Annotated in this window: 17 protein-coding genes; 7 read left to right on the top strand and 10 right to left on the bottom strand. The window is 47.5% G+C overall.

Annotated features, from left to right (window positions below; translation table 11 throughout):
- Both AC5V8P_RS16185 and AC5V8P_RS16180 read left to right on the top strand, forming a co-directional pair.
- Nucleotides 1-852: phytoene desaturase family protein (locus AC5V8P_RS16185; protein ID WP_495473721.1), on the top strand; the 852-nt coding region annotated here is incomplete at its 5' end.
- Between the two features lie 25 nt (nt 853-877).
- The gene (locus AC5V8P_RS16180) at nt 878-1,492 is read left to right on the top strand and encodes a TetR/AcrR family transcriptional regulator (RefSeq protein WP_064797824.1); all 615 of its coding nucleotides are present in this window, start codon (nt 878-880) and stop codon (nt 1,490-1,492) included.
- Nucleotides 1,493-1,557: 65 nt separating this feature from the next.
- Here the strand turns inward: AC5V8P_RS16180 and AC5V8P_RS16175 are convergent, their stop codons facing one another.
- Together AC5V8P_RS16175 and AC5V8P_RS16170 are read right to left on the bottom strand one after the other, a co-directional pair.
- Nucleotides 1,558-2,973, bottom strand: a complete 1,416-nt coding sequence (locus AC5V8P_RS16175) for an SMI1/KNR4 family protein (RefSeq protein ID WP_064797743.1) — start codon at nt 2,971-2,973, stop codon at nt 1,558-1,560.
- A gap of 17 nt (nt 2,974-2,990) precedes the next feature.
- Entirely contained in the window at nt 2,991-3,767 is a 777-nt protein-coding gene (locus AC5V8P_RS16170; protein WP_064797744.1) for an SMI1/KNR4 family protein, read from the bottom strand.
- A 158-nt stretch (nt 3,768-3,925) separates the two neighbouring features.
- Between AC5V8P_RS16170 and AC5V8P_RS16165 the strand changes: the two genes are divergently transcribed.
- Nucleotides 3,926-5,560 (top strand): DUF6138 family protein, encoded by a 1,635-nt coding sequence (locus AC5V8P_RS16165; protein WP_064797745.1) that lies wholly within the window; start codon nt 3,926-3,928, stop codon nt 5,558-5,560.
- A 164-nt stretch (nt 5,561-5,724) separates the two neighbouring features.
- Here AC5V8P_RS16165 and AC5V8P_RS16160 read toward each other — a convergent pair whose 3' ends face one another.
- A complete protein-coding gene (locus AC5V8P_RS16160; RefSeq protein ID WP_064797746.1) occupies nt 5,725-6,384 on the bottom strand; it encodes a hypothetical protein in 660 nt (219 codons plus the stop codon).
- 109 nt (nt 6,385-6,493) lie between these two features.
- Between AC5V8P_RS16160 and AC5V8P_RS16155 the strand changes: the two genes are divergently transcribed.
- Together AC5V8P_RS16155 and AC5V8P_RS16150 are read left to right on the top strand one after the other, a co-directional pair.
- A complete protein-coding gene (locus tag AC5V8P_RS16155; protein ID WP_219728090.1) occupies nt 6,494-6,595 on the top strand; it encodes a putative holin-like toxin in 102 nt (33 codons plus the stop codon).
- Between the two features lie 218 nt (nt 6,596-6,813).
- A complete protein-coding gene (locus AC5V8P_RS16150; RefSeq protein ID WP_064797747.1) occupies nt 6,814-7,353 on the top strand; it encodes an SMI1/KNR4 family protein in 540 nt (179 codons plus the stop codon).
- A 67-nt stretch (nt 7,354-7,420) separates the two neighbouring features.
- Here AC5V8P_RS16150 and AC5V8P_RS16145 read toward each other — a convergent pair whose 3' ends face one another.
- Genes AC5V8P_RS16145 through AC5V8P_RS16115 form a run of 7 tightly spaced genes read right to left on the bottom strand, consistent with a single transcriptional unit; the run spans nt 7,421 to nt 11,202 of the window.
- On the bottom strand, nt 7,421-7,855 hold the full coding sequence (locus tag AC5V8P_RS16145; protein ID WP_064797748.1) for an immunity 26/phosphotriesterase HocA family protein: 435 nt from the start codon (nt 7,853-7,855) through the stop codon (nt 7,421-7,423).
- A gap of 2 nt (nt 7,856-7,857) precedes the next feature.
- Nucleotides 7,858-8,418, bottom strand: a complete 561-nt coding sequence (locus tag AC5V8P_RS16140; RefSeq protein WP_063213811.1) for a hypothetical protein — start codon at nt 8,416-8,418, stop codon at nt 7,858-7,860.
- Nucleotides 8,419-8,447: 29 nt separating this feature from the next.
- The gene (locus AC5V8P_RS16135; protein WP_064797749.1) at nt 8,448-9,077 is read right to left on the bottom strand and encodes a hypothetical protein; all 630 of its coding nucleotides are present in this window, start codon (nt 9,075-9,077) and stop codon (nt 8,448-8,450) included.
- A gap of 29 nt (nt 9,078-9,106) precedes the next feature.
- Nucleotides 9,107-9,613, bottom strand: coding sequence for a HEAT repeat domain-containing protein (locus tag AC5V8P_RS16130; protein ID WP_064797750.1), 507 nt, complete (start codon nt 9,611-9,613; stop codon nt 9,107-9,109).
- A gap of 49 nt (nt 9,614-9,662) precedes the next feature.
- A complete protein-coding gene (locus AC5V8P_RS16125; protein ID WP_063213814.1) occupies nt 9,663-10,070 on the bottom strand; it encodes a hypothetical protein in 408 nt (135 codons plus the stop codon).
- Nucleotides 10,063-10,707: an immunity 50 family protein gene (locus tag AC5V8P_RS16120; protein WP_064797751.1), complete on the bottom strand. Its 645-nt coding sequence runs from the start codon at nt 10,705-10,707 to the stop codon at nt 10,063-10,065. The genes AC5V8P_RS16125 and AC5V8P_RS16120 overlap by 8 nt, the downstream gene beginning before the upstream one ends.
- A 39-nt stretch (nt 10,708-10,746) precedes the next feature.
- Entirely contained in the window at nt 10,747-11,202 is a 456-nt protein-coding gene (locus AC5V8P_RS16115; protein WP_231116933.1) for a hypothetical protein, read from the bottom strand.
- Between the two features lie 484 nt (nt 11,203-11,686).
- On the opposite strand from AC5V8P_RS16115, the gene AC5V8P_RS16110 reads away from it, so the two are divergent.
- Both AC5V8P_RS16110 and AC5V8P_RS16105 read left to right on the top strand, forming a co-directional pair.
- Entirely contained in the window at nt 11,687-13,255 is a 1,569-nt protein-coding gene (locus AC5V8P_RS16110) for a DEAD/DEAH box helicase (protein ID WP_064797753.1), read from the top strand.
- Nucleotides 13,256-13,455: 200 nt separating this feature from the next.
- A partial coding sequence (locus tag AC5V8P_RS16105) for a cation diffusion facilitator family transporter (RefSeq protein ID WP_495473720.1) occupies nt 13,456-13,746 on the top strand: 291 nt, incomplete at its 3' end.

The following is a 13,746-nucleotide window of genomic DNA, read 5'->3' as shown; positions in this document are numbered from 1 at the left end:
GGAACGTATTACATTCAGGGAGGGGCACAGGCTTTATCCAATGCGCTGGTCGATGCTATTCAATCAGCTGGAGGAGAAGTCCACCTGCGCAGCCAGGTGTCAGAGATTATACTTGAACGCGGTAAGGCAGTTGGTGTTTGTCTGAAAAAGGGGGATGTATATAAAGCCAACTGGGTTGTGTCTGGTATCAGTCCTCATCATACCTATGGCCGTCTGCTGGAGGATCATAATGCCGCCCGTCGTGAGCTGGAGGCTGTAACCAAACTAGAGACTGGCACATCTCTCACTCAGCTGTACCTAGGACTATCATGCGAGCCTCGCGAGCTTGGAATCACCGAAGAAGACTTAATCCTATGTAACGAGCCGGATTCGGAGACGGATTATGAAGCCATGATGAGCGGCCAGTATACGAAAGGCAACTGGACGCTCACTAATTATAACGCTCTGGACCCTACGCTCAATGAACCGGGGAAGGGTGTCATCGCCGTAACTTTTTTGGATAGATTGGAGAATTGGCCTAGCGCAAGGCCCGAATATAAAGCCAAAAAAGAAGTAGTGACACAGCAAATATTGGAGCGTCTTGAACAGCTATATCCTGGTTTTAGCAGCAAGGTGGTGGTGGCCGAGTTGGGCACACCACGCACAATGCAGCGCTATACCGCTAATCCCGGCGGAGCTGTTTATGGTTATGCACAAACAGTCCGGCAGTCTGGTATAAACAGACTAAAGCACAAATCAGCAGTGAACCGTCTGTCATTGGTAGGGGCCTGGACACAGCCCGGGGGCGGGTTTCAAGGAGCTATGAACTCGGGTATAATGGAAGCTGATCGTATTGCCGCCAAATTGGGATAGGCAGAAAGGGCATGTATATCTATTCATGAAACATATCAAACGCCGAGAACGTGAAAGCAGTGAGATTCGCCGAAAAATCATTGAGGCTGCCCGCTCGCTCTTTTTGAATCAAGGGTATGCTGAAGTCTCCATGCGTAAAATTGCGGATCAGATCGAATATTCACCAACAACAATTTATCATTATTTTTCCAATAAGGAAGCGGTTGTCCGTGAACTGCTGCTAGAAGGGAATGCTTTGTTCCTGAAGGCTCTTCAGCAGCGTGCCGAGGAAGCACAGGCTGCGGGATTGGATGCGCTGGACTCCCTGAAAACAGTGTCTGATGCTTATGTCCGTTTCGGCACGGCTAATCCGGAATACTACAACATCCTGTTTATCAGCGACCTCGAATCTGTAAGCTTGGTTAGCCTCATAGACAGTGGGCGCTTTAAAGGGTTTGAGTTGCTTGAGACCGGACTCAAAGCTGCTATGGAGGAGGGGTGTATCATTCAAGGGGATGAGCACCTGATTGCTAGATCCGTATGGAGTATGTTGCACGGACTGACTTCTCTCCTCCTGAATTTTGAGCTTCCTATGGCCAAATCAAATGATGAATTGATTTCATTTACTATAGATACTTTTTTTCGAGGATTAAGCCGCTGATGCAGCGGCTAATTTTTTTATCCTCACATCCCCTACATGCAAGTCTGCATACGTCGATTCCGATGTTAACGAAGGTTCAAATCTGAAAGCTGTTCAAGCACGGCTTCAATGCGACGTTTATCTTTTTTAAGCATCACGAGTTGTAAAGAAGCATGAAGCAGGTTTGAGATGCTAGCCCAAACGTCTGCTTCCAGAGTGGGCAGCAGATCGCGCTGAATCATGATATCCAGCGCTTCGGTTGCAATTTTCTGATGAAGCTCACTACCAGATAGCCATTCAATCACCTGCTCAGCTGCAGGACGGGAGTAGGCGAACAGGATTGCCCAGCCATCGACCGGATGATTGACCTTGTCCCGCATCCAGTCAATGACCTGTGGTGAATGAAAATGCTGTAACTGCCCGCTAACAGTGTATCCATCTAATTTGCCATCCTTTCCCGTATGCTGCATCAGATCATCATAAACATTCTCCAATCCTTCCTGCTCGGGCAGACAGCGGGCGGATAGATAGGCACGTGTCGGTACAAATGCCCTCTCAGCGTGTATGTTAATTGAAGCGGACGGATTCCAGGCTTGCGCAGCGTTCGTGTCCGGCTTCCATAAAGAGCGGACCCAATCAGCAGCCCCAATCCCTGCGGTCTCCCCAATAAAAAATGCCCATGTAGCAAATGGAGCTGGATTATGCTGAATGCGCTGCTTCCAGGCAAGAAAAATATCCTTTGGATCATAGGCTTGAAAAGCATGGAGTACAGCTGGGTGATCTACGCCATGCATGGTGGTGTAAAGGATCAGTGTTTCCAGCGACTGGGCATCCTCCAGCTTCATCGTACAGAACGTGTCCAACCAGCGCTGCCACAACCGCAACGGCGGGCTGTCTAGTTGAATACCATGCTCGTCTGACACGTTAGACCAATCCCACAGCCATAACCCGTACAAGGCAAGCATGGTTTCTATATAGGCAGGTAGACTTTCTGCGAGCAGCGTGAACTGGTCCAACTCATGCTCATAACAGAACACTGCTGGCTCTATTGCGGATGTCGCTCTATCCAGCAGGATCGGATCACCGGCACCGTTGTAGTTTAAAATTAGATATCGTTGTTCGTTCGCTGCTGAGTCGGTGTTTTCTCCATAGGATGTAAAATAGCTTATATACTCATGATTCCAGCCAAATTCTCCTGTAATATCGTCAAGGATATTCGGTTCTTGTTTAAGGTCATTGCCGCTTTCATATGAACAATCCGCTTCATCGGCTACAATACAGTGTTGAGGGAGGCACCATAGCAAATGTAAGCTGCCACACCGCTTTATTAATTCAGACAAAGAGGCAGGCAAAGGGGTCTGCAACCGTTCCTCCAGCTCAATCAGTTCCTCTTCGGAAATCCCCTTCGTCCATTGGTATACCACGTCAGGCATCCCACCTTGTCTCAGACGATCAGCGATCCCTCCGAGCTTGTCTAAGATATGTGCAAAATGTACTGTCATCTGTATTTGTCCTCCTCTTACTCTACAACCTGGCAATGTTCTTTTTGCAAGAATGATAGAATTTCATCATGTAGGGCTATCGCCTTAGGTTCATAAATGATCGCCACTTCGCGTCCATATGCATAATTGAAACGTACGTATCCGCCAAGAGACTGAAGAAAAGCCAAGCAGATATGCTCGTTTTCAATCCATAGATTTGAGTCAAAATGCTGCTTAAAACGCTGAGCCAATATTTGTATAGAGGCTGGAGCTATTTGCAAGGCTTGATCGTTCGGGATGGCTGAACTGTAAGCTTCCGCCGTCTCCGGTGGATTAAATAGCAGAAATGTTGCGGCTCTATCCAGACTGATAGGTTCGAAATAACGAGGGAATGGCTCTATTCTTCCGAATTCATCCCGTAGGATATCCTCCAGTGTATCTGTAAATGGGGCCTGAACATCGAATGGCTTCTTAGTAATGACCTCCGCATGTCGCGGTAGCCACAGCAAACCTTTGACCTGAGGGTGCACCGCTAGGAAATCCCCATCTATGGAGCTGCCAATCACCACGCACTCGCCGAGCTGTTGCGCGGTGATCGGACAGTTATCATCATGTGACCACAGTTCGTACTCCGCATAGGCTTGCAGTAGTAGGGGATCAGGTCGTTCGATCACTAGCAGACCGCAATAAGTGCCTGGCCCGTAGCGGGTGAGAAATGAAGCATAGGGAGTGGGCAAAGTTATGCCATAGGTATGTTCGAAGCTTGTCAGTTCATCAGCAGCCACTGGGGTGTGTTGTGTGGAAACCCAATACATGTAGAATATACCTGCTTTCCGGCACTCAATCTATAGGGATGGAGTCCAAATGTAAATGAGAGATATGCTATAATCAGGAAATAAAATAGTTAAAGATTAGTCTATCTTAATTATGCAAGAACTACAATTTGTCAGGGTACAAAGGGGGATCACATCGCATGACATCAGGGGTGCAAGCCTACATCGATCCAATTTTGGAGGAGATTGACCAGACATACGCTTCTGAGCAAAAGCGCATCGCCGAAACTCAGACCCAAAGTGTTCTTCACGAGGGGATTCATAACTATTTAAAAGTTACCTGTAAGAGAGACGGATTATGGGTGGATACCTATGAACCGTTTGATTGGGATCATCGTAGACCAGATGTGGATATTCCTGGTTTTACGGAGGGGGTCACACTCCAACAGGTGCAGGATGAATGGATGCCTATATTAAGGGAAAAGGTAGAGGCGCTATTTAAATCGGAAGAATTCAGTTCGATGTTCTTTTGTTATCGGCTAGATTTTCATCTGGAAGTGGTCCTGGAGAATAAGGCTAGTCATTTTACATTCTCGTTGTTGAACGAAGATAAGCGGCTGCACCTGTTAGCCTCGATCGAACAGTTTGTGGAGCACAAGCTGAACCCTGCCACTAAAGCTATTCCGAAGGAAGAGGACGATTTTTTCTTGGTAAGGCATCTGCTTGATCCTCATTTGTACCCTATAGACGCCCAGCGGGTGAATGAGCTGCTGAATCGAATGGATGCAAAGGTGAAGGTCAGCCGCAAACGGGAGGAAGCATGGAGGCATCAGCTGAGCAGAGGTTTAGTGCATTGGGCTGAAGATGAATTTTTGGCCAAATACGCAGATCGGGAAAAAAACTACGGGCTGGAGTATACGGTAAAGTCCGATATTCTTCCTTCAGATATTCCTGCCCCCGCCATGGAGATGTTCCTGCTCACCGCGATGCGTGTGGGTTCGACCGATGCCGATGCAAGGCAGAATTATTTGGAGATTGCAGCACAACTGGGTTCAAATCAGGCAGCCCAGTGGCTTAAGAACGGATCAGGCAGCATTCCAGCGTCATATACAAGCGAACGGGTCACCTGTAAAGCGAATGATATTTTGCAGACACTGGAGGTTCAGATTCGTTCTGAGGAAGAAGAGAGCTACAGAGAAGCACTCGTATATCTATGTGATATATTACGGAAGGGCTTTACCAAGGAATATGGGATGAAGTTCAAGAGCAAAGTGAAAAACTATCTCCCCGTACCCAAGTTGGCCAAGTCTGCATTACATCGTTTCTTCGCCAATGCACTTGAATACCCCTCATTGCATCCGTTGTTGGCTGAATATGCCGAGACTGTGATGGAAGAATTCAAGTGGTACAACGATGTAGAGCCGGGGGAAAAGTCGGTGATGCCGGGAACCTATGTGGTGATGGGATTAGGTCTAAAAGGAACGGAGTATTTTTCATTGGTGAATCGCTATATGAAACTGGTGGATAGTGAGCACCAGTCGGTTCAGGACGGTTACGCTGCGGTATTTGCTGAGGCGCATGGACTGACACCCGATACGATCCCCGTGTGGACAAGGATTCTTCTGGCAGGGAATGATTCTGCCAAACCACTGAAATCTGCTGGCATTGAAAGTGTAGAGCAGGCGAAGACGTTAGTAGATGTACTTGAGAAGCTGGAGGACTACAAACAAGAGGTGCTCGTTTATCGTATATGGGGTGGCGCGAAGAAACTAAAAAACAGCCTGAAGCAGGCTGTCCCTGAGGTGAGAGAGTTACTAGAGAAGTTTATTCCATAAAAGCGTCATATTCATGATCATATCGCAGTCCCTGCGCAATGCGTTGAACATCTGGCTCTCTTCCATTGCGGCGCAGCTTCAATGACATCCTGTACAGTCGCTATCTCCCGCCAAGATTGTAGGTGGTGATTTGGCAGACGGTCTTGACCAGTGCTTCAAGGCTATTAAAAGTTTGTATACTCATGTTTGGAATGCTCTCCCTTAGACGCTTGTTTATGCTGTAGCTTTTGTAATATTTTCAAGATGGACTGGCGATTTTTCGCATCCTTAATATACTTGGGAATGGAATGGGAAGCCGTACGCATCATACCAGATGTGGGTTTTTCTCGTAACTCGGCAGAGATATAGGAGAGCAGATAATTCAGGTGTATCCGGTTAAGAGCCCAAACGGGTTTACCCCGATAGTAATCAAGGAAGTACAGCTGGAGCTGGAAAATAGGATCTTTTTCATTGTGGATCACGTCCGTATGCCATTCACGTGACTGCACGCGATGCACCGGAACCTGATTAAGTGTCTCACAGTGCGGACAGTGTATATTCGTATTCTTATGAGCAACCGTTCGGTCATCATGGATCTCGATATTAAAATATCGCTCGCAATGGCTGCATACGCCGCGCGCATAGAATTTATACGATTCTGGCTGCTGGAATGTGTAGTAACAATGAGAGCAGCGAACAACGTAATAACAGTCTTCTTTGGATTTGGAAATAAAAGCTTGACCCTGACAGCGGGGGCAGTGAACAGCTACCTGTTCTCCTCTCCAGATCACAGCGGCAAAGTCATATTTATATCCATATTCATCTTTGAAGCGTTTTTGCTCCATGTTCGTTCCTCCTTTTCGAAAAGAGCGTAAAAACGTACTTTTTATATATCATATGTTATAATATTCCTTAACAACAGAATGGCTTAGATGGGCGGTCGGCTAGTCTCCTGTGAGGGAGGTGAGGCCTGTGGAGGTTAAAGACACCTTAATGTTGATGATTCAATTCGCAACGTTGGTGATTCTGATTCTTTCCTTCCATAAAAAGAAATAGACCGCCCTCGACAAAGGCAAACGGTCTATTTCAATGATCATCCTTTGACACGGCTACCGCCCTTAAAAGCGGCTGTTGCCAAAGAGTGAGGATGTTGACGCATCTTCACTCTTTTTTAGAATATACATCTTATTCCCATTTTAACACTTGAAAAAGGCCATTTCAATGTGCCTAAGAGTGAAAAGGTGAATAGAGATGCGCGAAAGGAGAGGGCGAGCATGAGTATTTTTACAGGTTTGCAGCGTCCACAATTCCAGGCCTACTATGATGAGGAATTTCTTATGGAGCATCGTTTTGAAAACGGCAGGGGCTTTCCGCCTTCCTATATAGATTACGTCAAAACTCTCGGCTACGGGCGGTTATGCGGCCTATGGAGCATCCATATTCCTCTTGGTGATCACCCGGATTCATGGCTTCATCGTTACCATGACTGGCGGTCCTGGTTTGATGATGTACTGGAATCGGAGGAGGTTTTACAAAAAGCGGCACTGGAGCCAGATGGTTTCCCGGAACTATTGCAGCATGCGGTTCCCTTCGCTTTCAGTGAAGAAAATGACCTGCTGGCCTGGGATATTCAATCGCCTGATGAATGGGGTGAATTCCCGATTTATGCTTTGAATCTGCGCACATGGGGCAACTTTCGGTATGCAGCCCCGGATTTGTATAGCTTCGTCGAAGCGCTGCTGGATGCTGAACGCGTAAAGTCGATTTTGGGAACACATCGTACATCATTCCCTTATACATTTGAACCCTTTTAAATCGTTAAAGAGCCACCCTGGTTTTCGAACTTTAAGGTGGCTCTTTAAGTTGCTATTCTTTTTTTCTTTATGCTTGGGCTAAATATTGCTGTACCAGTTCATATCCAGCCACGCCCATTACAGGATATTGATTATATTCTTTTAGTTCCAGGTTGCGTACATATTCATCCCCGTAATACAGATGGCCCGCGCAATTAAAATATTTTAGCTGCTGTTGTTCCTCAGATAGAGGGCGATGATCGATAATGGGCCATATCCCCTTTGTCAGATTTTGGGTGGCGGTGAATATGACCTCGAATCTGCCCCGGTAATCTGTGAATGAGAGATATGTAGCTTCACCCTCGTAGGCTTGATTCTGACCTATGGATAGAACACCAAAGGAGAACGCTTTTTTGAATCTACCATATAGTGCGCAGATCACCTGACATACCGCAAATCGGCCGTCATGCAGAGGGATAACAAAAATATCGCCTTCCCGATGTTTGATTCTTTTAAATACCATCGTCAGGCCAGCTCTTCCTGAAGGATCTCTGTTTTTAGACCTTTAGCGCTGGTAATCGTAATGCTAATCGCATCAAAACCATTTCGCTTGGCCTCTTCAAAATCGCACCGCTCACCGCTGATCAGCTCCAGCTGTCCGTTCTCGTCCACATCATCTGCAAACTCGTCATCCCAATCAACATTATAAAAAGCAGTCACAGTCACCTCAAAGGTATCCTCACCGTCATCGTCCAGATAAGGTAGCAGGGGAGTGCGATTGTTCCGCTGTTCTTCTGTATATACTTCACACAGTAGTGCATCGTAACCATGACGAGCTCCATCAAAAATTACGATCTGCTCACCTGTGACTGCATCTTCTGCAATAATGAGCTGGGGCGCAAACTCTGTTACAGCGATCAGCTCGTCCATGAATTCTCCATAGTAAAAAATGTGAAATTTCGTATTTCCGACCTGTGAACGGAGCTTGCCTGTCCATTCTTGTTCAACCCATGCCTCCGGGGTTTCGGGTACAACCCAACCCTCCAAATATGCGGGGCCTATTTTAGTATAGTGTGTTTCTGTCATTTGTAGCGCCTTCCTTTCTTTTCGTTTTATTATGACATGGACAGGGTAACGATTTTGTTGTCCTCATCCACATCTACCTTCACATTTACTCCCAGCTTGTCCTTAAACAGCTTACTGATATTGATGTAATCATCCTTCACCGGCCTACTTGAATTACCAGTGGTGCGAGTCATTCCAGCGGTGATGATGGAGCGCACGTAGGTTTTGTCGAGGCTAGCCTCAGGATTGTAAGTATAAATAACCTGTTCCTGTTGGTTGTAATAATGGGTTAACTCCGTATAGTCGTTGGCGTTCTCATACTGTTTTTCCTCACGTACATACTCAGGATGGTCCATGGTATAGTGGATTCCCCCATCCAAAAAAGGATTTTCTTTGGAGCGCTTGAGTTCATACTCTCCGTAGGCAAGTTGAAACAGATACTCTATGCCTGAGCCCTCCGCCTGATAGTAGAGCTGACGATGGTCCCCCTTTTTATCTATCGCGGTATAGCTGCTGATTAAAGGCCAGGCATCATATTTTTTACCCTTTACCTCAAGGGCAAGCTTGTAATGTACAAGCACCTTCTCATTTTGAAATAATCCAAAGCTGCTCATAATGAAATAGGCAGGCACACAAATAACTCCGATAATCAAAATGAATATAAATATTCTTACACGCATAAGTAGAGTGATTCTCCTTTGGTTGTCGATTAGGTGGACAGCTCACGCTGGGCAGATGCGCCGAATTCCTCATGTTGCAATAATTGCTTCAGCGCCTGTTGTGCGAAAGGGTGGGCTTTATGTGCGCGGAGCAGTGCAAAAGCGGCCCCCTGGACTAAGATATATGTATCACTGCGGATTAAGTCCAAAGCTATACGTAGCTCTGCTTCTGAACAAGGCATCCACGCCAAAGCTTGTAAAGCTGCGTTCCGTACATCATCATCTTCATCAGGCTTGGACAGCAGCTCGCGAATTCCTCGCATGATCATCGGCTGCTGGCTCTGATCCGCATATAGCCCGATGACCTTCAGTGCTTCTATACGAAGCAGATCATCCTCGGATGATTGCTGCACAAGCTGCAAAAGGAATGCAATGGTGTCCTCCACAGGCTGGGGGATTGCTGTTAATTCGCGTAATGAGACTAATCGATCTTCATACGATAGAGTAGGGAAAATAGATAAGAACGTCTTTCCGTCATCATCGGTTTGTATGGACATAGGCTTCCCTCATTTCTTAGCCAGGTTACTTTTTGGCATTGTGTATTACCTACTCTCGTTGTCTGTAGTTCGAGAAAGCTTCTTCCGTCCCGCCACCCTCTAGCAGCACCATAACTGCATAGGAGATTGTATCAATCCAATCATCAAGGGTACTAATCTGCTCTACGGTCAGCAGATGATTTCGCTGCAGCATACCATGAGGATACAACGCCCATGCCCGTGTATATTGGCAAATCCCCCACAGTGCGGCAATCAACTCTCGTTCTATGGATGGTTTCTCCAACTCATCTGCCAGAACTTCAATGATAGTCATGAGTTCATGAAAATTGTCCTCGATCAGTTCGCCCTGGAAGGGGCGAAGCATCCCTAAAAATCCGCTTCGCATTTTGGGATGCTCCAGATCATCATGAATAAAAGAATGACAGCGCAACAGTTCACGGGCTTCTTGTTTATTCATGAAGTTCCGTAATCTCTGCACGGATGCCTCTGCACAGAAAGCTGCCTGACAGCCCCGACAAGGCATCGATGTCAACGACCATATCAGCCTCTTCATAACGGAAGTCAAGTTGCAAAATGATATTTTCTGTTTCTACAGGGCTTAATACATGCTCTTTAGTTTCCAGAAATGTAAAAGTCACTGCATAGCGTGGAATGTCCTGGGCTGGAGCTTCGGGGATTACAGGTGCCTCAGCCGAAGGCTCTAGATCCGGTGATTTAGGGAGCAGTACGCTAGCGGGGGATAGCTCAATCGTCAGCGTGATCTGATCCTTTGTCATATTGGCAGCCGTGATTCGGTCATAGTGAAAGGGAGGAAAATAGCCGAGCTTTTCGACAATGCTGTCTGCACCTTGAATAGAAACGGTAGGAGAGAAAGCCAGTTCCAGTCCGATGGACCCTGTCAGCTGGTCTTCATATTCTGGATTGATACGGATAAGGACCTGTTCGGGCTCTACTTTCAAAATGGTGCCTATAAAATACTGTTTGCCATGGATCAGGACAACATCATGCGGAACGAACGGCAGTGCTCCGCCGACTTGATAATGAATGAGATATTCGCTTTCTTTTTTTTCAACGTTGTGAACTTGAATTTGCATAAATTGCAGCCTCCTAGGGTTAATGGTATGACGGATGGTTTAAGTGTGTGGTAATGGGAATGGAGTCCACGATTGAAAAACATACCTCATATCCGGGGTATCCTTTTCGAGCATAAATGGAAGAATATCCATAATGGCGCGTGCCTTGCTGCCAGCATAAAAGTTACGTGAGCTATGTAACAGTTTGTTTGCTTTTATTAACTGGCTGAGCTGCAGCATAACATCTTCGACGCTTGTTTGGTCAATACGTTCATAAACGTCCTGACGGATCGAAACAAGCATCCCGCAATTGTTGGGAGATTGACCCATAGGGTCATTGGACAAAAGAATGTACACTTCCGGCGTTGTCCCTTTGTTATAAGACGATTTGATACTGGGAGCCTCGATAACCAGCATCAAAGGAGTTAATTCATCATCGGTTACAATGCGGAGCAGTTCCTGCTTGTCCCAATGAATCTTACCGTGTTTGGCTTTCTTCGATTGATAGATAGACACACGGGTATTACGGATTCCTGATATATTCAGGAGCGTTTCGAAACAATCGAACAGGTTAGAAAAGCACTCTTCATCAAACAAAGTGTGCTTTTTCGATAAGGAACCTGTCATTATGAAATTATAATGCAGATTGTTAACCACAAGCATTCATCCTTTATTTATGAATTACCAATTCTCTTACCATAATATATGACATGGTCATTGAATTCACCTTTTGCGTTATTCGTTAAAATCGTTTGGAAACCAGTTCAACTTCGCGTATACTAGGAAAGTCATTATAGAACGGCCTGAGCCGCCTTGCGGTCGTATGTTGAGTTACATGAACAAATTCAACGATAACGGATATGCTCCCTTCCTGAAAAGGGGGGAATGAGGACCGATGCAAAAATGGGAATTCTGAACTATGGAACGATAGATGTCATATGGCATATGAACCTATTTTACGTGACACATATTGAATACAGATAAGGGAAGTGAATACCACTTGAAGAACTTTACAGCATTAGGCGTGGAGCAACATTGGGTAGAAGCCTTGAAAGAGCAGGGAATCTCAACGCCAACACCTGTACAGCAGGAGTCCATTCCGCTGTTGATGGCAGGTCAGGATGTGATCGCCGAGGCACATACGGGAACGGGGAAGACGCTTGCGTTTTTACTGCCGATTTTACAAAAGCTGAATTTGGACAAGCGGCACCCGCAGGCGCTCGTAATTGCACCTACGCGTGAATTGGCGCTCCAGATCACAGAGGAAGCAAAATGCTTGGCTGCTGCGGAGCCGAGTTTATCTCTACTAGCTGTTTACGGAGGACAGGACGTGGAGCGTCAGCTTCGTAAACTAAAAGGTGGCGCACAACTGATTATTGGTACACCTGGGCGACTGCTGGATCACCTGAGACGCGGCACGCTCGATCTAGGCGGCATTAAAATGCTGGTCCTGGATGAGGCTGACCAAATGTTGCACATGGGCTTCTTGAACGATGTGGAGACGATTCTTCAGGAGGTTCCTTACCGGAGACAAACGATGCTGTTTTCGGCCACGATGCCAGCCGGCATTCGCAAGCTGGCTCGTGTCTATATGAACGAACCCGTAGATGTCAAAGTGAAATCGGCTTCTTCCGTTCCAGTGAGCCAAATCCGTCAGGTTGTTGTGCAAACAACAGACCGTGGTAAGCAACAGGCACTGGTGGATATACTGAATACAGATCGTCCGTATCTGGCAGTTATTTTCTGCCGTACGAAGCGCCGGGCGGCTAAACTGAATGAGGAGCTCCAGGAAATGGGGTTCGAGAGCGGTGAGCTGCACGGGGACTTGTCCCAGAACAAGCGGGAGCAAGTAATGAAGGCGTTCCGTGAAGCGAAACTTCAATTGCTCGTAGCGACGGATGTAGCCGCACGCGGCCTCGATGTAGAAGGCGTCACGCATGTCTTCAACTATGACATGCCGCAGGATGCTGAAAGCTACATCCATCGCATCGGGCGTACCGGCCGTGCCGGAGGCAAAGGCGTTGCGGTGACGCTCGCCACGCCAAGGGATGTTCCTGAGCTTCGGAACATCCAGAAAGTTGCTGGTGTCACATTCACCAGCAGTGAGGGTCGCGGGCAGCGTGGACCTGCTCCCGATACAGCTGAGCGGCAGGGGAGAAGCGACCGCTCAGGCAGAAGTGACCGCCGCTCCTTTGGCGGCAACGATGCTGGCGGCGGACGCCGCAACGGCCGCGAACAGTCCGGTCGTCGTGACGGCGTAAGCGGCGAGCGCCGCTCCAACCGCAGCAGCAGTGAACGCGGCGGATATGACCGCAGCAGCGGCGGTTCCGCCCGCGGAGGCCAAGGCCGCTCGGCAGGCCAAAGCGGCGGACGTGGCGGATATGACCGCAGTAGCGGTGGTTCCGCCCGCGGAGGTCAAGGCCGCTCGGCAGGCCAAAGCAGCGGACGCGGCGGCTATGATCGCAGCAGCGGTGGTTCTGCCCGCGGAGGCCAAGGCCGCTCAGCAGGCCAAAGCAGCGGACGTGGCGGACAAGGTCAAGGAGGCCGACGTGGTCGGTCCGGTAGATAAAATAGGGGTATTCTCATAGAATGCTCCGCGATGGTTATTATAATAGCCCCGGGGAGGCTCATCCTCCGGGGCTATTATAATCTTCTTCTATGTCGCTGCAAGAACAGGATCATAAGATAAAGAGCAATGAAAGCTGCCTTAAAATAACCTAATAGCGGATAGAGATACCTTTTAAAAGATAATTGGAGGGATTATACATCATGCAGGAACAGGATATGGGCAAGCGTGCCATGGTCTCGGCATGGGTCAGCCTGATTAGCAACATCCTTTTAACTGGCATTAAAATAATCGCAGGGCTCATGTTCAACAGCAAGGTACTGGTGGCCGATGGTGTGCATAACGCCGGGGACGTGATTGCTTCTGCGACGGCATTGGGAGCGATGAGAATTTCCAGCCAACCGCCAGATGAGGATCATCCCTATGGTCACGGCAAGGCAGAAGTCATTGGTGCTAGTGTGGTGGCAGTCATATTGTTCGGGGCAGGTATATTT

This window comes from Paenibacillus sp. N119s, assembly GCF_059447605.1.
This window is presented reverse-complemented; position numbering and strand designations above follow the sequence as displayed.

Excerpts from the sequence above, each read along its gene's own strand:
- AC5V8P_RS16170 (WP_064797744.1), bottom strand. The coding sequence starts at position 3,767 with ATGTATTGGGTTTCCACACAACACACCCCAGTGGCTGCTGATGAACTG.
- AC5V8P_RS16130 (WP_064797750.1), bottom strand. The coding sequence starts at position 9,613 with ATGTCCATACAAACCGATGATGACGGAAAGACGTTCTTATCTATTTTC.
- AC5V8P_RS16165 (WP_064797745.1), top strand. The coding sequence starts at position 3,926 with ATGACATCAGGGGTGCAAGCCTACATCGATCCAATTTTGGAGGAGATT.
- AC5V8P_RS16140 (WP_063213811.1), bottom strand. The coding sequence starts at position 8,418 with ATGACAGAAACACACTATACTAAAATAGGCCCCGCATATTTGGAGGGT.
- AC5V8P_RS16135 (WP_064797749.1), bottom strand. The coding sequence starts at position 9,077 with ATGCGTGTAAGAATATTTATATTCATTTTGATTATCGGAGTTATTTGT.
- AC5V8P_RS16125 (WP_063213814.1), bottom strand. The coding sequence starts at position 10,070 with ATGAATAAACAAGAAGCCCGTGAACTGTTGCGCTGTCATTCTTTTATT.
- AC5V8P_RS16120 (WP_064797751.1), bottom strand. The coding sequence starts at position 10,707 with ATGCAAATTCAAGTTCACAACGTTGAAAAAAAAGAAAGCGAATATCTC.
- AC5V8P_RS16160 (WP_064797746.1), bottom strand. The coding sequence starts at position 6,384 with ATGGAGCAAAAACGCTTCAAAGATGAATATGGATATAAATATGACTTT.
- AC5V8P_RS16175 (WP_064797743.1), bottom strand. The coding sequence starts at position 2,973 with ATGACAGTACATTTTGCACATATCTTAGACAAGCTCGGAGGGATCGCT.
- AC5V8P_RS16150 (WP_064797747.1), top strand. The coding sequence starts at position 6,814 with ATGAGTATTTTTACAGGTTTGCAGCGTCCACAATTCCAGGCCTACTAT.
- AC5V8P_RS16180 (WP_064797824.1), top strand. The coding sequence starts at position 878 with ATGAAACATATCAAACGCCGAGAACGTGAAAGCAGTGAGATTCGCCGA.
- AC5V8P_RS16145 (WP_064797748.1), bottom strand. The coding sequence starts at position 7,855 with ATGGTATTTAAAAGAATCAAACATCGGGAAGGCGATATTTTTGTTATC.